This is a genomic window from Streptomyces sp. NPDC058470 (assembly GCF_042721055.1).
In the GTDB taxonomy this organism is placed as follows: domain Bacteria; phylum Actinomycetota; class Actinomycetes; order Streptomycetales; family Streptomycetaceae; genus Streptomyces.
Genome location: NZ_JBHXMF010000061.1, coordinates 27,005 through 48,493, shown reverse-complemented (window position 1 = coordinate 48,493; position 21,489 = coordinate 27,005). Strand labels below are relative to the sequence as shown.

The window sequence follows — 21,489 nt, the reverse complement described above, 5'->3', positions numbered from 1 at the left end:
GCTTACGCCACCGGCCGAGGGCTTACGCGACCGCTTCGTGCAGACGGGTTGCCTGCTTGTCCTTGAGGGGGCCGATGACCGACAGCGAGGGCCGCTGTCCCAGGATGTCGTGCGCGACCGAGCGGACCTCGTCCGGGGTGACCGATGCGATCCGGACCAGCATGTCGTCGACGGACATCTGCTCGCCCCAGCACAGTTCGCTCTTGCCGATACGGTTCATCAGCGCGCCGGTGTCCTCGAGGCCGAGGACGGTGGAGCCCTGGAGCTGGCCGATGGCGCGGCCGATCTCGTCGTCCGAGAGGCCGTGCTCGGCGACGTGGTCGAGCTCGTCGCGGCAGATCTTGAGCACGTCGTGGACCTGGCTCGGGCGACAGCCCGCGTACACGCCGAAGAGGCCGCAGTCGGCGAAGCCCGAGGTGTACGAGTACACGCTGTAGGCCAGGCCGCGCTTCTCGCGGACCTCCTGGAAGAGGCGGGAGGACATGCCGCCGCCGAGGGCGGTGTTCAGCACGCCGAGCGCCCAGCGACGCTCGTCGGTGCGGGCCAGGCCCGGCATGCCGAGGACGACATGGGCCTGCTCGGTCTTGCGGCCGAGCAGTTCGACGCGGCCCGCGGTGCGGATGGCGCGGCTGCCTTCCCGCGGGGCGAAGGGCGTGGCGTCGGGGCCCTTGAGAGCGCCCGCCTGCTCGAAGGCGGCGCGGACCTGGCGTACGACCTTGTTGTGGTCGACGTTGCCCGCACAGGCCACTACGAGGTGCGTCGGGTCGTAGTGCTTCTTGTAGAAGCGGCGGATGCGGTCGGCGCCGAGGGCGTTGACCGTGTCGACCGTGCCGAGGACCGGGCGGCCGAGGGGGGTGTCGCCGAGCATGGTGTGCGCGAACAGGTCGTGCACACAGTCGCCCGGGTCGTCCTCGGTCATCGCGATCTCTTCGAGGATCACACCGCGCTCGGCGTCGACGTCCGCCTGCTCGATCAGCGAGCCGGTGAGCATGTCGCACACGACGTCGATGGCGAGCGGGAGGTCGGTGTCGAGCACGCGCGCGTAGTAGCAGGTGTACTCCTTCGCCGTGAACGCGTTCATCTCGCCGCCGACCGCGTCGATGGCGGAGGAGATGTCCAGGGCGGACCTGCGCCGGGTGCCCTTGAAGAGCAGGTGTTCCAGGTAGTGCGTCGCGCCGTTCAGTGTCGGGGTCTCGTCGCGGGAACCGACGTGCGCCCAGATACCGAAGGTGGCGGAGCGAACGGAGGGGAGGGTTTCGGTGACGATGCGCAGGCCGCCGGGGAGGGTGGTCTTGCGGACCGTACCGATGCCGTTCTCGCCCTTGATGTGGTTTGGGGTCGGGGCGAGGGCCGGCGCCTGGGTTGTGGTGCGGGCCGTCGCCGTGGAGCTGGTGGACGTCACTGGTCGGTGTCGTCCTTCTTGTCGTCGCCCTCTTCGCCCTCGACCACAGGGATCAGGGAGAGCTTGCCGCGGGAGTCGATCTCGGCGATCTCGACCTGGACCTTGGAGCCCACGGCGAGCACGTCCTCGACGTTCTCCACGCGCTTGCCGCCGGCGAGCTTGCGGATCTGCGAGATGTGCAGCAGTCCGTCCTTGCCCGGGAGCAGCGACACGAACGCACCGAAGGTGGTGGTCTTGACGACCGTACCCAGGTAGCGCTCTCCGACCTCCGGCATGGTCGGGTTGGCGATCGCGTTGATCGTGGCGCGCGCGGCCTCGGCCTGCGAGCCCTGCTGGGCACCGATGTAGATGGTGCCGTCGTCCTCGATCGTGATGTCGGCGCCGGTGTCCTCCTGGATCTGGTTGATCATCTTGCCCTTCGGGCCGATGACCTCACCGATCTTGTCCACGGGGATCTTGACCGTGATGATCCGCGGGGCGTTCGGGGACATCTCGTCCGGCGTGTCGATCGCTTCCATCATCACGTCGAGGATGTGGAGGCGGGCGTCGCGGGCCTGCTTGAGAGCCGCGGCCAGGACGGAGGCCGGGATGCCGTCCAGCTTGGTGTCGAGCTGGAGGGCGGTCACGAACTCCTTGGTGCCGGCGACCTTGAAGTCCATGTCACCGAAGGCGTCCTCCGCACCGAGGATGTCGGTGAGGGCGACGTAGTGCGTCTGGCCGTCGATCTCCTGGGAGATCAGACCCATGGCGATACCGGCGACGGCGGCCTTGAGGGGCACACCGGCGTTCAGCAGCGACATGGTGGAGGCGCAGACCGAGCCCATGGACGTCGAGCCGTTGGAGCCGAGGGCCTCGGACACCTGACGGATCGCGTACGGGAAGTCCTCGCGCGACGGCAGGACCGGCACGATCGCGCGCTCGGCGAGCGCGCCGTGGCCGATCTCGCGGCGCTTCGGGGAACCGACGCGGCCGGTCTCACCGACGGAGTACGGCGGGAAGTTGTAGTTGTGCATGTAGCGCTTGCGGGTCACCGGGGAGAGGGTGTCCAGCTGCTGCTCCATGCGGAGCATGTTGAGGGTGGTGACGCCCAGGATCTGGGTCTCGCCACGCTCGAACAGCGCCGAGCCGTGCACGCGCGGGATGGCCTCGACCTCGGCGGCGAGCGTACGGATGTCCGTGACGCCTCGGCCGTCGATGCGGACCTTGTCCTTGATGACGCGCTCGCGCACCAGGGACTTGGTCAGCGAGCGGTACGCGGCGGAGATCTCCTTCTCGCGGCCCTCGAACTGCGGGAGCAGCTTCTCGGCGGCGATCTCCTTGATGCGGTCCAGCTCGGCCTCGCGGTCCTGCTTGCCGGCGATGGTGAGCGCCTGGGAGAGCTCGCTCTTGACCGCGGCGGTCAGGGCCTCCAGGACGTCGTCCTGGTAGTCGAGGAAGACCGGGAACTCGCCGGTGGGCTTGGCGGCCTTCGCGGCGAGGTCGGCCTGGGCCCTGCAGAGCACCTTGATGAAGGGCTTCGCGGCGTCCAGACCGGCGGCGACGACCTCCTCGGTCGGCGCCTCGGCGCCGCCCGCGATCAGCTGGATGGTCTTCTCGGTGGCCTCGGCCTCGACCATCATGATCGCGACGTCGCCGTCCTCCAGGGCGCGGCCCGCGACGACCATGTCGAAGACGGCGTCCTCGAGCTCGGTGTGCGTCGGGAACGCGACCCACTGGCCGTTGATCAGCGCGACGCGGACGCCGCCGATCGGGCCGGAGAAGGGCAGACCGGCCAGCTGCGTGGACGCGGAGGCGGCGTTGATCGCCACGACGTCGTACAGGTGGTCGGGGTTGAGCGCCATGATCGTCGCGACGACCTGGATCTCGTTGCGCAGGCCCTTCTTGAAGGACGGACGCAGCGGGCGGTCGATCAGGCGACAGGTGAGGATGGCGTCCTCGGAGGGACGGCCCTCACGGCGGAAGAAGCTGCCGGGGATCTTGCCGGCGGCGTACATCCGCTCCTCGACGTCCACCGTGAGGGGGAAGAAGTCGAGATTTTCCTTGGGCTTCTTGGAGGCGGTGGTGGCCGACAGCACCATGGTGTCGTCGTCCAGGTAGGCGACGGCGGATCCGGCGGCCTGCCTGGCCAGCCGGCCCGTCTCGAAGCGGATGGTGCGGGTGCCGAAGGATCCGTTGTCGATAACGGCCTCGGCGTAGTGGGTCTCGTTCTCCACTAGCGTTTTCTCCGATACTTTTCGTCTTTCGCCCCATCCTGCCCGTGTGGCAGAGGGACAGCGGCGGAGAAGCGCTCCTTCTGGTGCTGGCCGGTCTTCGATCGAAGCACCCGGGTTCGTGTTTCCCCGGGGGCCACTACCGAGGACCGGCGGCGGCGAGGTGCGCTTCTCCTCGTTCAGTGTCGTGACGGCGCGCTGCCCGGCGGGCGGGGCGTCATCACGCTGTGTTCCTACGTACTTCTGTCGTACCTACTGTGTCCTGCGTTGTGCTACCACAGTACAAAGCGTCGGTGACACTCCGCACCTAGAGCACGTACAGCAAAAGGGAGCGGCCCCCTGAATGGTGGGAACCGCTCCCTCTCACGGCGTCTTACTTGGCGCCCGCCGCACCGCGGCGGATGCCCAGGCGGTCGACCAGCGCACGGAAGCGCTGGATGTCCTTCTTGGCCAGGTACTGCAGCAGGCGGCGACGCTGACCGACCAGGATCAGCAGACCACGGCGGGAGTGGTGGTCGTGCTTGTGGGTCTTGAGGTGCTCGGTCAGGTCCGAGATACGGCGCGAGAGCATGGCGACCTGGACCTCGGGGGAGCCGGTGTCGCCCTCCTTCTGACCGAACTCGGTGATGAGCTGCTTCTTCGTTGCGGCGTCGAGCGACACGCGTACTCCTCGTAGTCTGTGATGTGCCACCGAGTGCCCCTGGTCCACATCTCAGGGGATCTTCCGATACTCGGGAGGCGGGATCCGCTGGGCGCGGCCTCCGGAGCGGTGAGCTCCGGGGGTGCGTACACAAACGGCCGTTTCACAGGTTACCAGCCCGCAAGGACCCGCCTTACCCGGTCCCCGAACCCGCCCGTACGGCGAGGACCAGGCCACTAGGGTGAGCGGACAGGTCTTTCGTATGTGGGGAAGGGGCCGCCGGAACATGGCCGAGGAAGCGGACAAGGACGTCAAGGCGCGCAAGGAGCGGGAGAAGGACGAGCTCTACGCCCTCGACATCTCGGGCGTCGAGTGGCTGAGCGCGCCGGGCACGGAGGAGCACGAGGAGCGGGTGGAGATCGCGTACCTGCCCGAGGGCGCGGTGGCCATGCGTTCCTCCCTCGACCCCGACACGGTCCTGCGGTACACGGAGGCGGAGTGGCGGGCCTTTGTGCTCGGGGCCCGGGACGGGGAGTTCGACCTGGAGCCGGCGCCGCACAACGGCGGAGCGGCGGCGGAGTAGGGCGGGCGGCTCGCAGCGGAGTGGTAGGGCGCGGCGGTCGATGCGGCGGGGCGCTGCGTCGGCCGCCTTTTCGTGTTTGTGTGCCTGGCCGTGCATCTCTTCATGGGCTGCCGCGCACACCTCTTCACGAGGATCTCGCCAACCGCCCAAGTACCCGGCACGGACGGGGTACAAGGGGAGGGCAGGCCGCGGCTCACTCTCGGCACGATCACCTCGATGACACCGTTTGTCCGCTTTGCTGGTCAATAGTGCACGTGCGTACGCCACTTCTGGGCAGGGTGTGACGTAGCGGGCAGCCGCGGTGGGGCGGACGGGCCTGCCCTATTGACAGTGGTGGTGATTAGGCTGGGACCGGCGGGACGCCAGAGCCCGTGGACGGATCGACCACGTCCCGCCCCGGCACCGCGCCGCATCAGGGGGCTCGACCACACCAGGAGGAATTGTGAACAGCGATCGGGACGGCATCCGCGGGGGCTGGGCCACGCCCGGCGATGACCACTCCGACGCGGAGTCCGCCGTCGAGACGACGGGCGAGTTCACCATCGACTACGCACCGCCGGCCTGGTACACGCAGAACGCCTCGGGGAGTTCGAGGGACGGAGCTTCGGAGTCGAAGCCGGCGGCGGAACCGGAGGACTCGGGAGACTCGGAGGATTCGGGAGGGCCGGAGGCCTTGGGCGCCCCGGAGGACTCAGGGAGTTCTGGCAGCTCCGACGCCTCTGAGGTCTCGGTCGCTTCGGAGGTCTCGGACGCCTCCGAGGTCTCGGTCGCCTCCGAGGTCTCGGTCGCTTCGGAGGTCTCCGAGGACTCGGATACTCCAGGCACTTCGGAGGTTCCCGACGCGGAGGCTTCGTCCTCGGCGGGTTCCGACGCCGCGGCCGCGCCGGAATCATCGGCTTGGGGAACGTCTTCCGTGCCGCCGGTGGTGGTGGTGAGTCCCCTCGCGGGCGGTCCGACCGCGCTGCCGAATCTGCCGCTCCAGTCGGGGCCCGCCACACCTCCGGCCGCGCGTGTCGCCGCTTCCGACGATGGGGAGACCGGCGACGGGGATCTGGAGAGCGGCGCGACCATGCGGATCTCCGCTCGGGCTGTGAAGCGTGAGGTCGCGGAACGGGCGACGCCGAGGGCTACGGATGCCGATACCGCTACGGCGGCAGCTGTTGACCAGTCCGACGGCTCGGGCGACGGCAGTGACGCGGCCGCAGACGTAGACGTCGTACAGGACGAAGCACCGGCTGACGCCGAGTTGGACTCCTCCGACGGCGGCGGCGGCGAGGTCGTGGAACTGCGGGGCTCCGCATCGGCCGACACAGTCGAAGCGGCCGACGAGGCCGGTGACGCCGAGCCGCGGCAGGACGACGTCAATGACGCGCTGCCGCAGGACGCCGAGCATCAGGACGTGGTCGCCGGGGCCGGGTCGAGCGGGGAAGGCTCCGCGCAGGACGCTCCCCCCGCGTGGGCTCCGCCGCCGCTTCCTCAGAGTGGGCTGCCGCCGTTGCCGCCCGCCTATCATCCTGCGGCGCCCGCTCCCGCGGCGGAGTGGCCCGCGTCCACTGAACCAGTGGCGGCCGAGGCCGGACACGTACAGGACCCGCCGCGGGCGCAGCCGCCCGCGCCCGCACCGGGTCAGCCGTTCCAGCCGCCGGCACCGGCCCCGGCACCAGGCCGGCCCTTCCAGACACAGCCGCCCGCGGCGCCGCCGGCGTGGCCCTCCCCCGGTGTACCCGTTTCCGCCGACCCGGCGCAAGCGCCCGCACCGGTGTACCCGCCCGCCTTCGAGAACCCGGTTCCGGCGCCGCCGCAGGTTCCGTCCCCGGTCGTGGCACCGCCATCGCCGGCAGCTGCCGCTCCGGCGCAAGCGCCCCACCCACAGCCACAGCCACAGCTTCAACCGCAACCGCAACCGCAACCGCAACCGCAGGGAAGCTACGGGTTCCCGCAGCCCAGCGTTCCGGCCCCAAGCCCCACCCCGCAGGGCAGCTACGGCTTCCCGCAACCCGGCGCCCCCGCGCCGGTGCCAGCACCGGCACCGGCACCAGCGGCGCCCACCCCGCCTGCGCCCGCGCTCAACCCGCCCGCCCCAGTGCCCGGTTACGGCTTCCCTCCCCAGGGAGCACCCGCGGTTCCGCAGCCGGGATACGGCTTCCCGCACCAGCCCCCCGCACCACAGGTTCCCAACACCCCCGCGCCCCAGGCCGGTTACGGCTTCCCCAACCAGCCCGCGCCGCCGGCCGATCCGCTCCCGCCGGCGCAAGCGGCCCCGCCGTATCCCCAGCAGGGGCAGCCCCAACCGCAGCCGGGCCACCCGCCCGTACCGCAGCAGTACGACGTACAGCCCCCGCAAGGTCCCCCTGTTCCGCCCGCCGCGCAGGCGCACGCGCCTGTCGACCCGCGAGCCGGGGCCGCCTGGCCGCAGCCGGTGCAGCACGACCAGCGCCAGCCCATCAATCCCGGTGCCGCCCCTCTCGGTTACACCGCGGCGGTGGAGCTCTCCTCCGACCGGCTGCTCAACAACAAGAAGCAGAAGGCCAGGAGCGGACGCCCGGCTGCCGCCTCGTCGCGATTCAAGCTCGGCGGGAAGAAGGAGGAGGCGGAGCGCCAGCGGAAGCTGGACCTGATCCGTACGCCGGTGCTGTCGTGCTACCGGATCGCCGTCATCAGCCTCAAGGGCGGCGTGGGCAAGACGACCACGACCACCGCGCTCGGTTCGACGCTCGCCACCGAGCGGCAGGACAAGATCCTCGCGATCGACGCCAACCCGGACGCGGGTACGCTCGGGCGCCGTGTGCGCCGCGAGACCGGGGCCACCATTCGTGACCTCGTCCAGGCGATCCCGCACCTCAACTCGTACATGGACATCCGGCGGTTCACATCCCAGGCCGCGTCCGGCCTGGAGATCATCGCCAATGACGTCGACCCTGCGGTGTCGACCACGTTCAACGACGAGGACTACCGGCGCGCGATCGGCGTACTGGGCAAGCAGTACCCGATCATCCTGACCGACTCGGGCACGGGACTGCTGTACAGCGCGATGCGCGGTGTGCTGGACCTCGCCGACCAGCTCATCATCATCTCGACGCCGTCGGTCGACGGTGCGAGCAGCGCCAGTACGACGCTTGACTGGCTGTCGGCGCACGGGTACGCGGATCTCGTCTCGCGGTCCATCACCGTCATTTCCGGGGTACGCGAGACCGGAAAAATGATCAAGGTGGATGACATCGTCAGCCACTTCGAGACACGCTGCCGCGGTGTCGTCGTCGTGCCCTTCGACGAGCACCTGTCCGCGGGCGCGGAGGTCGACCTCGACATGATGCGGCCGAAGGTGCGGGAGGCGTACTTCGACCTCTCTGCGATGGTGGCCGAGGACATCGCGCGCCACCAGCAGTCGCACGGGCTCTGGACCTCGGACGGCAACCCGCCGCCGGTGGCCGCGCCGCCGCTGCCCGGTCAGCAGTACCAGCAGTATCCGGGCCAGCCGTACCCCGGACAGCCGGCACCGGCACCAGGGCAGGCCCCCCAGCAGCCGTACCCGCCGCAGCCCGGTCAGCCCTACCCCCAGCAACCGGGACAGGGCTACCCGCAGCAACCGGGCCAGCCGTATCCGCCCCAGCCCGGCCAGCCCTTCCAGCCGCCGGCGCCGCCTCAGCAGTAACCCGATCGGACCCTTTCGAGGGACCGCTTCACGCCAGGGCCCGCATCGTCTCCGTACGGTGCGGGTCCTGCGCGTATCCGCAGGCGTTTCGCGCCGCCAGGCCCCCACCTGGAGGGCTTCAGCGGTCTGAACCAATGAGTGGAAAATTCGCGTCAACTCGTTATTTCCGCAGGCCACATGGGGTTCATGCGCCGTTGACGTTCACAGAGCGCCGCTGGTAGACACACAGATCAACCCCGTCGGCGTCACCCGATCAACCGTGTTCCGTCGGTTCCGTCGGTTCCGTCGGTTCCATCAGTCCCACCGGTTCAACAAGCCATCCCTGTGCGAGCGATGACGCGAGGTCACCGACCCATGAACACACCAGATCAGCACGGCAGTCGTGCCGTACGCGCCGGATGGCTGCGGCTCATCGCCGCCGCGGGAGCCGCGGCCCTCACCCTCACCGCCGGTCTCGCGACCCCCCTCAACCCGGCGCCCCAGCAGGCCCAGGCCAAGGAGGGCAAGAAGACCCTCACCGTCGCGGTGGCGCAGAGCGTCGACTCGCTGAGCCCGTTCCTGGCGAGCCGCCTGGTCAGTACGAGCATTCACCGGCTCATGTACGAGTACCTGACCAACTACGACCCCGCGGACAACCACGCCGTCCCCGGGCTGGCCACCAAGTGGGAGCCCTCGGCCGACAAGCTCACCTGGACCTACACGATCCGCTCCGACTCCAAGTGGTCGGACGGCGAGCAGGCCACCGCCGCGGACGCGGCCTGGACCTTCAACAAGATGATGACCGACGACGGCGCGGCCACCGCCAACGGCAGCTTCGTCGCCAACTTCAAGAAGGTCACGGCCCCCAGCCCCACCGAGCTCGTCATCGAACTGAAGAAGCCGCAGGCGACGATGACCGCGCTCGATGTACCGATCGTGCCCAAGCACGTCTGGGAGAAGGTCGGGGACTTCTCGAAGTTCAACAACGACAAGAGCTTCCCCGTCGTCGGCAACGGACCGTTCATCCTCACTGACTACAAGGCCGACAGTTACGTACGGCTCAAGGCCAACAAGAGCTTCTGGCGCGGCTCGCCCGAGTTCGACGAGCTGGTCTTCAAGTACTACAAGGACAACGACGCCGCCGTCGCCGCCCTGCAGAAGGGCGAGGTGTCCTTCACCTTCGGCCTGACGCCCGCTCAGGCGGCCACTCTGGAGACCCAGAAGAACATCAAGGTCAACGACGCGCCGGGCCGCCGCTTCTACGCGCTCGCCGTCAACCCGGGCGCCCAGGCCAAGAACGGCCAGAAGTTCGGCGACGGGCACGAGTCGCTGCTCGACGAGAGGGTGCGACAGGCGCTGTTCATGGCCGTCGACCGCAAGGCCCTCATCGACAAGGTCTTCCAGGGCCACGCCGTCGAAGGCGCCGGCTACATCCCGCCCCGCTTCTCCGACTACTTCTGGGAGCCGTCCGCGAGCCAGAAGCTGTCGTACGACCCGGCCGAGGCGGCCCAACTCCTCGACGAGGCGGGCTACAAGAAGAACGGCGACGGCAAGCGCGTCGGCAAGAACGGCAAGCCGATCACCTACCGCGTCCTGTGCCACGCCACCGACCCGAACGACAAGGCGGTCGGACAATACCTGAAAGAGTGGTGGGGCGAGCTCGGTATCGGTGTCACCCTCAACTGCCTGGACAACGTGACCGATCCCTGGCTCGCGGGCACCTACGACCTCGCCTTCGACGGCTGGTCCGCCAACCCAGACCCCGACTTCCTGCTGTCGATCCAGACCTGCGACGCGCTTCCGGCGACCCCCAAGGACACCGGTGCGACGGACAACTTCATCTGCGACAAGAAGTTCGACGACCTCTACGACCAGCAGCTCGCCGAGTACGACACCGCCAAACGGGCAGACCTCGTCAAGCAGATGGAATCGCGGCTGTACGACACCGGGTACATGAACGTCATGGCCTACCCGAACGCGGTCGAGGCCTACCGCACCGACCAGATCGAGTCGATCGAGACGATGCCGAAGGCCGCGGGCAACATCTACGGCCAGGACGGTTACTGGAGCTGGTGGTCGGCGGTTCCGGCGGCCTCCTCCGGTGAGTCCTCCGACGGTTCGAGCTCCACGGGGGTCATCATCGGCATCGTCGCGGGCATCGTCGTCCTCGTGGGCGCCGGCGCGTTCTTCGCGATGCGACGCCGCTCGACCGCCGAAGACCGCGAGTAGCGACCGCGAGTAGCCACGGGTCCCCCGCCACCGAGCCGCGAGCAGCCCCCACCGAGTGAGAGTCCATGACCGCTGAAGCAACATCCTCCCCGACCGCGGCGATCGGCGGTCCGGCTGAGGCCGGGCCGTCGGTCCGCGGGCGGCGGGCGCGCAGCAGGACCGCCTATCCGCGGTATGTGGCGGGCAAGTTGGGCGGCGCGGCCGTCTCGCTGCTCGCCGTCCTCGTCACCAGCTTCTTCCTCTTCCGGCTCATCCCCGGCGACCCCGTCAAGTACATGACGGGTGGCCGCCAGGTGTCGGCGGAGCAACTCGCCAACTACCGGAAGGAGTTCGGTCTCGATCTGCCGCTGTGGGAGCAGTTCACGGACTACTGCGCCAAGGCGCTCACCGGCGACCTCGGCACCTCGTACCAGTTCCGGGCCCCCGTCATCGACAAGATCACCGAGGCACTCCCGAACACCCTTCTCCTCACCGGCACGTCGTTCGTCCTCTTCACGGCGCTCGGCGTCTTCATCGGTACTCGTTCCGCGTGGCGCAACGGCGGGCTCGGCGACCGGCTCAACACCGGTCTGGCGCTCACCCTCTACTCCATCCCGTCCTTCTGGCTCGGGCTGCTGCTGATCATCGTCTTCTCGGTGGGCATCGGCCCGATCCCCGGCCTGTTCCCGACCGGCGGCATGGAGTCGGGGAGCGGTGAGACCGGTTTCGCGTACGTCGTCGATGTCGCCCACCATCTCGTCCTTCCGGTGGTGACACTGGTCGCCGTCGAGTACGGGCAGACGCTGCTCGTGACGCGCTCCGCGCTGCTCGACGAGATGGGCAGCGACTACCTGACCACGGCCCGGGCCAAGGGCCTGCGGGACGACCTCGTACGGCGCCGGCACGCCGTGCCCAACGCCCTGCTGCCGACCGTGACACTGATCTTCATCAACCTCGGCCGAACCGTCGCCGGCGTCATCCTCGTCGAGACCGTCTTCTCCTGGCCGGGCCTCGGCGGGCTCTTCTACCAGGCCCTGAGTGTGCCCGATCTGCCCCTGGTGCAGGGGCTGTTCTTCTTCTTCGCGGCGGCGGTGATCGTGATGAACACGCTGGCCGATCTGATCTATCCGCTGCTGGATCCACGGGTGGGCCGATGACCACAACAGAGTCGGGCGGACCGGTGCCGACCGAAGCAACCCCGCAGGTGGCGACAGCGAGCCCGCGCACGCTCGCCCGGCAGCGCCGCCGCGCCTCCGCCGCCCGCTTCTGGAAGCAGTACCGAAGCCACCGCGCGGGCGTCTTCGGGCTCGCCGCCCTCGGCCTCTTCGCCCTCATCGCGCTGACCGCACCACTGACCGTCGGCTCCGACGTGCAGAGCGTCACGAACGCGCCGGGCGGGCCGATGGAGAGTCCGAGCGCCGAGTTCCCCTTGGGGACCGACCAGTTCGGGCGGAATCTGCTCGGTCTTGTGGTCTGGGGCGCGCGGGTGTCGCTGCTCGTCGGGCTGCTGGCCGCCGTGCTCTCCGTCGCGATCGGCGCGGTCATCGGGATCACGGCGGGTCATTTCCGGGGCTGGTTCGCCACCGTGATGATGCGGATCACGGACTGGTTCCTGGTCATGCCGACACTCGTCCTCGCCATCGCGCTGGCGACCGTGCTGTCCCGTTCGCTGGGCACGATCATCCTGGCGATCGGTGTCACGACCTGGCCGACGACGGCCCGGCTGGTGCGTGCGCAGACCCTGGCGGTGGAGTCGCGGCCGTACATCGAGCGGGCCAGGGCGCTGGGCGGCGGGCACTGGCACATCATGTCCCGCCATGTGCTGCCCAATGTGATGCCGTTGGTGCTGGCCCAGACCACGCTGATCATCTCCTCCGCGATCCTCGCCGAGGCGACGCTCGCGTTCCTCGGGCTCGGCGATCCGACGGTCGTCTCGTGGGGCGGACTGCTCCAGGACGCACGGGAGGCGGGCGCGGTCAGCGCCGGGAAGTGGTGGTATCTGGTGCCGCCGGGTATCGCGATCGCGGGGGTCGCGCTGGCGTTCACGCTGTGCGGACGCGCGGTCGAATCGATCCTCAACCCCAAGCTGGGGGTGGCACGTTGAGCACGACGACCGGACAACGCCTCCTTGAGGTCCGGAACCTCGAAGTGACGTACGCCGGCGGGGCGGCCGCCGTACGCGGTGTGGACCTCGCACTCGACGCGGGCCAGAAGCTCGGCATCGCGGGCGAGTCGGGCTGCGGCAAGTCCACGCTCGCACTCGCACTGCTCCGGCTGCTGCCCGCCGGGACGCGCACGACCGGCGAGATCCTGCTCGACGGCGAGGACGTGCTGACGATGAAGTGGGGCCGGGTGCGGGCGGTCCGCTGGGCAGGCGCCTCGATCGTCTTCCAGGGCGCCATGCACTCGCTGAACCCCGTGCACCGCATCGGCGACCAGATCGCCGAGCCGATCCTGCTGCACAGGAAGGCGACCGCGGCGGGCGCGAAACGGAAGACCGGCGAACTGCTCGAACACGTCGGCCTCCCCGCCGCCCGCGCGGACGCCTACCCGCACGAGCTCTCCGGCGGCCAGCGCCAACGCGTCATGATCGCCATGGCGTTGGCCTGCGACCCCCGGCTCGTCATCGCCGACGAACCGACCACCGCGCTCGACGTGATGATCCAGGCACAGATCCTCCGCCTCATCCAACAGCTGGTCACCGAGCAGGAGTTGGGCCTCATCATGATCAGCCACGATCTCGCGGTCCTGTCCGACACCTGTGACCGTCTTGCGGTGATGTACGCGGGCCGGGTGGTCGAGGAAGGCCCGGCCCGGCAGGTCTACGAGGATGCCCGACACCCCTACGGCAGCGCCCTGTCGGCCGCCTTCCCGCGCATCGGCGACACGGCCTCCCGGTTCGCGCCGCGCGGCCTGCCGGGCGACCCGCCGGACCCGTCGGCGCTGCCGTCCGGCTGTACGTTCCACTCCCGGTGCCCGGTGGCCCTGGACTCCTGCGTGACCGAGGACCAGGCGCTGCGGGACGCGGGGGCGGGGCGGTGGGCGGCCTGTGTACACGTGGACGCGGCCGTAGGAGCGGAACCAGCCAGGAGCACGCCATGACGACACCTCCCGTGACGACACCGCCGCTGCTCAGCGCCGAGGGGCTGCACATCACCTTCCCCGGACGCCACGGCGCCGACCCCGCGCGCGCTGTCGACGGAGTCGACCTCGACATCCGGCGCGGCGAGATCGTCGCGCTGGTGGGCGAGTCGGGCTGCGGCAAGACGACGCTGGCACGCTCGCTCCTCGGTCTCGTTCCGCCGACCGGGGGCCGCGTCACCTTCGACGGCAAGCCCCTCGACTACTCCTCACGCGCGCTGAAGGCGTACCGCAAACGCGTCCAGCTGGTCCTCCAGGACCCGAGCGGCTCGCTCAACCCCCGGCACACGGTGTACGACGCGGTCGCCGAGGGACTGCGCATCCACCGGTACGGCGGCGACGAGCGGGCGGCGGTCGCGGATGCCCTCTCCCGGGCGGGACTTCGCCCACCTGAACGCTTCTTCCTCCGCTACCCGCACGAGCTGTCCGGCGGCCAGCGCCAGCGGGTCGTCATCGCGGGCGCCCTCGTCCTGGAGCCCGAACTCATCGTCGCCGACGAGCCGGTGGCCTCCCTGGACGCCTCGGTACGCGGCGAGATCCTCGCCCTGCTCCTTCGGCTGCGCACCGAACTCGGCCTGTCCGCCCTGGTGGTGACCCACGACCTGGGCCTGGCGTGGAACATCGCCGACCGGGTCGCGGTCATGTACCTGGGCCGCATCGTGGAGACGGGCGAGGTCGAGCAGGTCCTGACGGCCCCTCAACACCCGTACACCCAAGCCCTGTTGTCCGTCCTGCCGGAAGCCCCGGGCGACCCGGTGGTGCTGACCGGCGAGCCCCCGGACCCGTCCCGCATCCCCTCCGGCTGTCGTTTCCACGCCCGCTGTCAGATCCTGGCGAGCGGGGAGGCGGAGCGGGCGGGTGTGGCGGACGCGTGCCGGAGCCAGGATCTGGAGGTGCTCGGCGGGGGCGCCGAGACGCAGGTGGCGTGTCACTGGGCGAGGGCCCACGTCACTACGTGAGGGCAGCGGCCGGTGCTTCCAGAACTCCGGCCGATCCCGTCACCACGTGAAAGGAGCGGCCGGTGCCTCCAAAACGCCGACCGCTCCGCAGACCTACTCTCCCCCGTACGCCTCGATCAGTTCCAACGACCGCTTCACGTCGTCCCGGATGGCCACCAGCAGCGACTCGATGGAGTCGAACCTGGCCTGGCCGCGCACGAAGGCGAGGAAGTCGACGGCGACGTGCAGACCGTACAGATCGAGGCCGACGCGGTCGATGGCGTACGCCTCGACGGTGCGCTCGGTGCCGTCGAACTGGGGGTTCGTGCCCACGGAGATCGCGGCGGGCATCGCCTCGCCCGCGACGTGCAGCCAGCCCGCGTAGACGCCGTCGGCGGGAATGGCGGTGTGCGGGAGGGTCTCGACGTTGGCCGTCGGGAAGCCGAGCTCACGGCCGCGCTGGGCGCCGCGTACGACGATGCCCTCGACGCGGTGCGGGCGCCCGAGGATCTCGCGCGCGCCCTCGACATCGCCCTCGGCGACGAGCCGCCGGGTGAGGGTCGACGAGAAGGGCTCCCCGCCGCCCGCGTCACCGGTCACGCACAGGTCGACGACCTCGACCTCGAAGTCGTAGGTCGCGCCCTGTTCACGCAGGAAGTCGACATTCCCGGCGGCCTTGTGGCCGAAGCGGAAGTTGGGACCTTCCACGACCGCTTTCGCGTGCAGCTTGTCGACGAGAACCTTCGCCACGAAGTCGGCGGGCGACAGCTTCGAGAACTCCTTGGTGAACGGAAGGATGAGGAGGGCGTCCACACCCAGCTCGGCCATCAGTTCGGCACGGCGGTGGTGCGGGGCGAGCAGCGGAGGGTGGCTGCCAGGGCGCACGACCTCGCTGGGGTGCGGGTCGAAGGTGACGACGACGGAGGGAACGCCCAGGTCACGGGCGTGATCCACGGCGTGCCGGATGATCAGCTGGTGTCCGCGGTGCACCCCGTCGTAGGAACCGATGGTGACCACGCTGCGCCCCCAGTCCTCGGGGATGTCCTCCAAGCCACGCCAGCGCTGCACTGTGTCTGCTCCTTGTCGCAAACTCGTCGAACCTGTGTCCGTGAATGCCTCATTCGCAGCTCTAAGAGTGCCATGCCGGGTGCGCTCAGCTTGCATCGGCATCAGGCTGTGACGCATCCCGCACCACTGCGCGCGGGTCGGGCGGGGACCCGCACTCCGGCCAGGTTCTCGATCATGCGGCGGGTGCTCGGGCCGACCACGCCGGCCCACTCCTCGGGGGCACCGGTCAGCCAGCGGGCCACCAGGGCGGCGAAGCCGGGGACGGTACGGGCCAGGTCGACGAGGCCGCGGTCGAAGCCGGTCGCGCCGGCCGGAGTCCGGACCAGGAGGAGGCCCGTTCGGTGCACCAGCTCGCGCGTACGCTCCTCTCCTCTGCGGGCCGCACCGGCCGCGGCGGCCCGCAGCAGGGCGTCGAGGACGGCCGGGTCCCGCTCGTGCGCGAGGAGGAGGTCGAGCAGCTCGCGCCGCAGCGGGCGGGAGACCGGGCTGCCCGACGCGGCGAGCACGGTCGCGAGCGCCGACCGCACCGGTGCGGGGCAGCCGGTCACCAGTCCGGTGACCAGTGGAAAGAGCACCGCGCGGGCCTCCGGACCGTGGTCGAGGTGCCGGTCGACGTACCCGGCCACCTGCGCGGCGGCTGCCGGGCGCAGCTCCACCACCTCGCGGACGAGGGCCGCGACCCGGCGGGCCAGGGCGGGCGTGGTGACATCGGCCAGGGTGCGCAGCGTCTCGTCCGTGTCCGGACCCGCGCCCGGTTGCCACAGCCGGGCGCGGAAGGCGGCGAGCACCGAGTCGGGATGGGTCGTCAGGGCGGCCACCAGCGCGCTCGCGGGCAGCTGCGGATCGCCCGCGGTGAACCGCTCCAGCGCCTGCGGGAGGTACCTGGCCCGGGTCCACGGGTCCTGTACAAGGAGGCCGAGCGCTCCGCCGTGCAGGGAGCAGTCGGCGGGGCGGGCCAGCAGCGCGAGCGCCGCGTAACGCAGCAGCGTCCGGTCGGCCTCGGTCCGCACATGCGGTGCGGCCCGCAACCCGTACGCCACCGCCGCCACCCGCCGCGCAGGGCGCTCGTCATGCGCCCATCGGTCCACCGCCCGGCACACGGCCGACGGTTCCTCCTCGGCGAGTACGGCCAGCAGTTCGTCGCCACGCCGGTGCGCGACGGCGACGAGCGCCTCCGCGAGATCGTCCAGGGCCCGACGCCGGTACGCGTACAGCAAGGCCTGCGCCGCCGTCGCCACGGTCGCGTGCGGGGTCGCGGGAAGGGGGCGGTCGTCGTGGAACCAGGAAGTGAGATGCGGTTGTACGGCGGTGGGGTCGCTGGTGAGGAGGCGGGCCACGGCGTCCAGGTAACGGGGTTCGCCTTCCTGGCTCGCGGGGTTCGGCGCCTCGTCGGCGACCACCAGGCACCTCAGCAGTTCGAACCGCTCCGCCTCCGGCAGCGCCGCCCCCTCCCAGAACGCCGGCCCGAACTCCCCCGGCACGCCCCGCCCTTGCTCCCGCCACGTCACGATCCGCTCGGCGAGCAGCCGCAGCACCCCGGCGTACGGACCCGCGTCGGGCAGCCGCAGCAGGGCGTCGGCGCAGAGGTGGGTGGCCCACCAGGCGGGGTCGCCGAGCGGTGCCGTCCTCGCCGGCAGGAGGTCGTCCAGGGCGTGCACCAGCTCCTCCAGCCGGAGGGCCAGCTCGGCGGGGCCCTGCTGTCGGGCCAGGAGGAGCAGGGCCTGGACGACCGGGCCGATGCGGTGGCGGGGGACGGGGAGTGCGCGGGGCGGGGCGGAGGCCTTGGCCGCCCAGGACGGCACCGCGCCCCTCCCGGCCGAAGCCCCGTCGGCCGCGCCCCTCCCAGTAGAAGCCCCCTCGGCCGTGTTCGCCGGCTTCCGCGACCGGGCCGAGTCGGCGCACCCCCGGTGTACCAGCGCGTGCAGGGCGGAGTCCAGGTCGAGGTGGGTGCCCTGGATCCAGTCGGCGAGTTCCTCGTGGGCGAAGCGGTAGCCGTTGCCCGCGGGGACGAGGAGGCCCTCGGTGAGGACGGCGGAGGCCCAGCCGGTGGTGGCGCCGAGGCGGCGTCCGGAGGCGGGTCCCCACGGGAAGACGGCTTCGAAGGAGGCGCGGTCCAACTCCCCCTGCCCGGGCCCCAGACAGCGCCGTGCGGCCTCGTGCACCTGGCCCGAGACCTGAGCGGCGAGCCGCCGTACGGCCGCCCCCCGAAGCCCGTTCGCCGCGGCGAGCCGGACCGCGACGCGCAGGCACATGAGGTCCAGGTACGCGGCGAACACCTCGTCCCGGTCGAGCGGCCCCGCAGGTGACTCCGGCAGTGCGGACCGCACCTCGGCCAGCAGCCGCAAGGTCAGCGGATGCCGTGCATCGGCCGCCGCGAGCACACCCTCGGGAATCCCCGCGCGAGCCCGGGCCCGCAGCGCCTCGCCCTCGGTCAGGTCCCCCAGCCACACACAGGCGGGAAACCGCCCGGTCTCGTACACGGAGGGACCGGCAAGGACGGAGGACGCACCGCTCCGGTGCAGCAACTCCGCCGGGAACTCCGCCCCCACCTGCTCCCAGTACTCCGCCCGGCACGCGACCACGAGCCGCGCCCCGTTCTCCCGCAGCCAGTCCGCCGTGCCCGCCGTCCACTCGGGCATCCGGTGGGCGAGGGCGGGCGGCATCTCCTCGGGACCGTCGAGGAGCAGCAGCAACGGCCGCCCCGCGTCCCGCGCCACCCGGGCCAGCCGCTCCGGCCCGATATCGCCCAGCTCACCGCCGTACGACTCGGGAGGCAGCACGTCCGAGGCCGCAGAATCTCCGGATTGAGGGCCTTCTCGCGAGGCCGCCACGATCCGGCCCGCCCGCTCCAGCGCCCGTGCCGCCGCGTCCGCCACCGAAAGGTCCGTGTCGAGGAGGTCGGCGCCTCGCAGCCACAAGGTGGGCGCCGGTTCCGCACCTCGGGTGCGGCGTGCGGCGAGGGCCGCCAGTTCCGTCGTACGGCCGCTGCCGGGCCGGCCGACGAGCCCGAGCACGGCGGCCGGGCTGTCCGCGAATGCCGCGAACTCCCGCACGGCATCGGCCCGTTCGACGGGCCCGTAGTGACCGCTGTCCGGGCCCACAGAAGTCCCCGGCCCGTCCGAGCCCACGGAGGTCGCCGTCAGCTCCAGCACCCCCGCCGGATTCAGATCGGCCCCGTACGCGGGCACCGTGGCCGCGTTGCGGGCAAGCAACGCGGTGAGTGGTCCTTCCGCGTCCGGACCCCGCAGAGGGACCGCGAGGCCCGCCACCCTGTGCCCGCCGTGCAGCGCGGTGCCGAGGACCGCCACCACCGCCCCGGTCGAGGCGTCGAGGACCGGCCCACCCGCGGCACCGCCGCCCAGCCGCAGCGCGTCGGCGCCCGCCGTACCGATCGCCAACTCCAGTGCCTCGCCCAGGAGATGGAAGCGGTCGGTCGCCGTGTAGGTGACGGCGGACGCGCCGAGCACCCGGGCCTCGCGCCAGCCGCCCGCGGCGATCCGGACGTACGTGTCGGCCTCGACGCGGCTCCGCACGGTGACGGGGAGCGGGTCCACGCCGAGGCCCTCGGTGCGTACGAGAGCCAGATCGGCGTCCGGGAAGGACGTGACGGCGTCGTCGGTGACCACGCAGGTGCGGCCGCCGGAAGTGTGCAGGACAAGGCAGGTCAGTCCGTCGACCGCTTCGTGGCTGGTGATCACCGTGCCGTGGTGGTCGGCGACGAACCCCGTGCCACGCGGACGCCCCGCCAGGTCGCAGACGCGTACCAGGGCTTCGTCGAAGGTCTCCCGACTGTCGTCGGGTGTCCGAGGGCCGTCGTCGGGTGTCCGAGAGGTATCGGCCCCTGGCGCCGCCCGGTCATGGGCCTCCATGGCCCGGGTGTCGTCCGCTGTTTGTCGGCCGTCGAGTACTTTCCTGCTGTCGACCGGTACGTGCCGGCCCCCGGTCCGCGGGCCCCGTCCCGCCATGCTCGAACCTCCCCGCCGCGCGCTCCTGCTTTCGACGGTAGGCATGGGGTGATCAGCGCGACAGATCGCCTGGCGAACGCGCCCCCTTCCGCTCCCCCGCTTCACTCCGAGCGCCTGCCCGAAGGGGTGAACAGACGAGGGCGGATGGATACACCCTTGGGTGGGGGAACCGAGGGGGGACCCTGGAGCGGCGGGCACGAGACCCCGTGACCGCCGCTCCACGGGCGGGTTCGGCACAGCGATGCGGGCGGTCGGCGTCAGCCGAACACCGCCAGGCTCTTCGCCTTGCCCTTCTGGTCCTCCACCAGTGCCAGGAACCGCCCCGCCGGGTCGAAGACCGCGACGGCGCCGCGCCCCGCGTACTCCTCGGGCATCTCCAGGCGTACGCCGTTGAGAAGCAGCTTCGCCCGCCCCTCGTCCACGTTCCAGCGCGGGAACGCGGCCGCGGCGGCGTCCGCGACCGGCATCACGGTCAGCTCCTGCTGGAGCTGGTCGAGGGTGCGCGCGGAGTCGAGCTTGTACGGGCCGACCCGGGTGCGGCGGAGCGCGGTGAGATGACCGCCGACGCCCAGGTCCGCGCCCAGGTCTCGGGCGAGGGCCCGGATGTACGTCCCGGACGAGCAGACGACCGACACCACCAGGTCGAGCACCGGTGTGCCGTCCTCGGCAACGGCGTCACGCACGTCGTACACCGCGAACGACGAGATCCGTACCGGACGGGCCGGGATCTCGAAGTCCTCGCCGTCGCGCGCCCGCTTGTACGAGCGCACGCCGTTGATCTTGATGGCGCTGACCTTGGACGGCACCTGCATGATGTCGCCGGTCAGCTTGGCGATGCCGGCGTCGACGGCGTCCCGCTCGATGCCGGAGGCGTCCGTGGACGAGGTGAAGTCACCCTCGGCGTCGTCCGTCAGGGTGTTCTGCCCGAGCCGGATCGTTCCCAGGTATTCCTTCTCGGTGAGCGCCAGGTGCCCCAGGAGCTTGGTGGCCCTCTCGACGCCGAGGACGAGCACGCCCGTCGCCATGGGGTCGAGGGTGCCGGCGTGTCCGACCCGGCGGGTCTTCGCGATCCCGCGCATCTTGGCGACCACGTCGTGCGAAGTGAAGCCCGACGGCTTGTCGACAATGACAAGTCCGTCGGGCGTCCGGTGCTTCTCGGTCATCCGGTGGCGTCGTCCGTCTCGTCGTCTTCCGGTTCTTCGACGGAGTCAGGCTCTTCGTCGGAGTCGGGCTTCTTGTACGGGTCGGCGTCACCGGCGTACTTCGCGCCGGAGGAGACCTCGCGCACCTTCTCGTCCGAGGCCCGCGCCTTGTCGAGCAGGTCCTCGATGGTCTTGGCGGTGTCCGGCAGGGCGTCCGCGACGAAGGTCAGCGTCGGCGTGAACTTCACGCCCGCCGCCGCACCGACCGCGGAACGGAGCACGCCCTTGGCGCTCTCCAGGCCCGCGGCGGCCTCCGCCCGCGCCTGGTCGTCCCCGTACACCGTGTAGAAGACGGTCGCCTCCCGCAGATCACCCGTGACCCGGGTGTCCGTGATGGTGACGTGGGTGCCGAGCCGCGGATCCTTGATCCCGCGCTGCAGCTTCTTGGCCACCACCTCTCGGATGAGGTCCGCCAGCCTCTTAGCCCGCGCGTTGTCGGCCACTGGTCCGTCTCCTTCTTCGCCTTGCTTGTTCCGTCAGTCTTCGTCGGACGCCGGCCGC

At 70.7% G+C, this 21,489-nt stretch carries 14 protein-coding genes; 7 read left to right on the top strand and 7 right to left on the bottom strand.

Annotated elements, in window-relative coordinates; genetic code table 11:
- Positions 1 to 22: 22 nt before the first annotated feature.
- From ACFWP7_RS34380 to rpsO, 3 genes are all read right to left on the bottom strand, one after another.
- A complete protein-coding gene (locus ACFWP7_RS34380; RefSeq protein ID WP_384389760.1) occupies positions 23 to 1,402 on the bottom strand; it encodes a M16 family metallopeptidase in 1,380 nt (459 codons plus the stop codon).
- Positions 1,399 to 3,615 carry a polyribonucleotide nucleotidyltransferase gene (locus tag ACFWP7_RS34375; RefSeq protein ID WP_384389757.1) on the bottom strand — a complete coding sequence of 739 codons (2,217 nt, stop codon included), beginning with the start codon at positions 3,613 to 3,615 and terminating at the stop codon, positions 1,399 to 1,401. The genes ACFWP7_RS34380 and ACFWP7_RS34375 overlap by 4 nt, the downstream gene beginning before the upstream one ends.
- A 370-nt stretch (positions 3,616 to 3,985) precedes the next feature.
- Entirely contained in the window at positions 3,986 to 4,273 is a 288-nt protein-coding gene (gene rpsO / locus ACFWP7_RS34370; RefSeq protein WP_019075416.1) for a 30S ribosomal protein S15, read from the bottom strand.
- 265 nt (positions 4,274 to 4,538) lie between these two features.
- On the opposite strand from rpsO, the gene ACFWP7_RS34365 reads away from it, so the two are divergent.
- The 7 genes from ACFWP7_RS34365 (at position 4,539) to ACFWP7_RS34335 (ending at position 14,774) form a co-directional block, all read left to right on the top strand.
- Entirely contained in the window at positions 4,539 to 4,835 is a 297-nt protein-coding gene (locus tag ACFWP7_RS34365; RefSeq protein WP_384389754.1) for a DUF397 domain-containing protein, read from the top strand.
- 442 nt (positions 4,836 to 5,277) lie between these two features.
- On the top strand, positions 5,278 to 8,487 hold the full coding sequence (locus ACFWP7_RS34360) for an SCO5717 family growth-regulating ATPase (protein ID WP_384389751.1): 3,210 nt from the start codon (positions 5,278 to 5,280) through the stop codon (positions 8,485 to 8,487).
- Positions 8,488 to 8,841: 354 nt separating this feature from the next.
- Entirely contained in the window at positions 8,842 to 10,695 is a 1,854-nt protein-coding gene (locus ACFWP7_RS34355; RefSeq protein WP_384389748.1) for an ABC transporter substrate-binding protein, read from the top strand.
- Between the two features lie 65 nt (positions 10,696 to 10,760).
- Positions 10,761 to 11,831 carry an ABC transporter permease gene (locus tag ACFWP7_RS34350; RefSeq protein ID WP_384389745.1) on the top strand — a complete coding sequence of 357 codons (1,071 nt, stop codon included), beginning with the start codon at positions 10,761 to 10,763 and terminating at the stop codon, positions 11,829 to 11,831.
- Positions 11,828 to 12,778 (top strand): ABC transporter permease, encoded by a 951-nt coding sequence (locus ACFWP7_RS34345; protein ID WP_384389742.1) that lies wholly within the window; start codon positions 11,828 to 11,830, stop codon positions 12,776 to 12,778. Before ACFWP7_RS34350 ends, ACFWP7_RS34345 begins: the two co-directional genes overlap by 4 nt.
- Positions 12,775 to 13,776 (top strand): ABC transporter ATP-binding protein, encoded by a 1,002-nt coding sequence (locus ACFWP7_RS34340; RefSeq protein ID WP_384389740.1) that lies wholly within the window; start codon positions 12,775 to 12,777, stop codon positions 13,774 to 13,776. Before ACFWP7_RS34345 ends, ACFWP7_RS34340 begins: the two co-directional genes overlap by 4 nt.
- On the top strand, positions 13,773 to 14,774 hold the full coding sequence (locus tag ACFWP7_RS34335; RefSeq protein ID WP_384389737.1) for an ABC transporter ATP-binding protein: 1,002 nt from the start codon (positions 13,773 to 13,775) through the stop codon (positions 14,772 to 14,774). The genes ACFWP7_RS34340 and ACFWP7_RS34335 overlap by 4 nt, the downstream gene beginning before the upstream one ends.
- Positions 14,775 to 14,867: 93 nt before the next feature.
- On the opposite strand, the gene ACFWP7_RS34330 is transcribed toward ACFWP7_RS34335, so the two are convergent.
- The 4 genes from ACFWP7_RS34330 to rbfA all read right to left on the bottom strand — a co-directional run bounded on the left by ACFWP7_RS34330 (position 14,868) and on the right by rbfA (position 21,431).
- Positions 14,868 to 15,821 carry a bifunctional riboflavin kinase/FAD synthetase gene (locus ACFWP7_RS34330; RefSeq protein WP_384389735.1) on the bottom strand — a complete coding sequence of 318 codons (954 nt, stop codon included), beginning with the start codon at positions 15,819 to 15,821 and terminating at the stop codon, positions 14,868 to 14,870.
- 101 nt (positions 15,822 to 15,922) lie between these two features.
- The gene (locus tag ACFWP7_RS34325; protein WP_384389732.1) at positions 15,923 to 19,786 is read right to left on the bottom strand and encodes a trypsin-like peptidase domain-containing protein; all 3,864 of its coding nucleotides are present in this window, start codon (positions 19,784 to 19,786) and stop codon (positions 15,923 to 15,925) included.
- Positions 19,787 to 20,043: 257 nt separating this feature from the next.
- A complete protein-coding gene (gene truB, locus ACFWP7_RS34320) occupies positions 20,044 to 20,949 on the bottom strand; it encodes a tRNA pseudouridine(55) synthase TruB (protein ID WP_384389729.1) in 906 nt (301 codons plus the stop codon).
- Positions 20,946 to 21,431, bottom strand: coding sequence for a 30S ribosome-binding factor RbfA (rbfA, locus tag ACFWP7_RS34315; RefSeq protein ID WP_384389726.1), 486 nt, complete (start codon positions 21,429 to 21,431; stop codon positions 20,946 to 20,948). Before rbfA ends, truB begins: the two co-directional genes overlap by 4 nt.
- Positions 21,432 to 21,489: the final 58 nt, after the last annotated feature.

Excerpts from the sequence above, each read along its gene's own strand:
- ACFWP7_RS34365 (WP_384389754.1), top strand. The coding sequence starts at position 4,539 with ATGGCCGAGGAAGCGGACAAGGACGTCAAGGCGCGCAAGGAGCGGGAG.
- ACFWP7_RS34355 (WP_384389748.1), top strand. The coding sequence starts at position 8,842 with ATGAACACACCAGATCAGCACGGCAGTCGTGCCGTACGCGCCGGATGG.
- ACFWP7_RS34350 (WP_384389745.1), top strand. The coding sequence starts at position 10,761 with ATGACCGCTGAAGCAACATCCTCCCCGACCGCGGCGATCGGCGGTCCG.
- ACFWP7_RS34345 (WP_384389742.1), top strand. The coding sequence starts at position 11,828 with ATGACCACAACAGAGTCGGGCGGACCGGTGCCGACCGAAGCAACCCCG.
- ACFWP7_RS34335 (WP_384389737.1), top strand. The coding sequence starts at position 13,773 with ATGACGACACCTCCCGTGACGACACCGCCGCTGCTCAGCGCCGAGGGG.
- ACFWP7_RS34325 (WP_384389732.1), bottom strand. The coding sequence starts at position 19,786 with ATGGCGGGACGGGGCCCGCGGACCGGGGGCCGGCACGTACCGGTCGAC.
- truB (WP_384389729.1), bottom strand. The coding sequence starts at position 20,949 with ATGACCGAGAAGCACCGGACGCCCGACGGACTTGTCATTGTCGACAAG.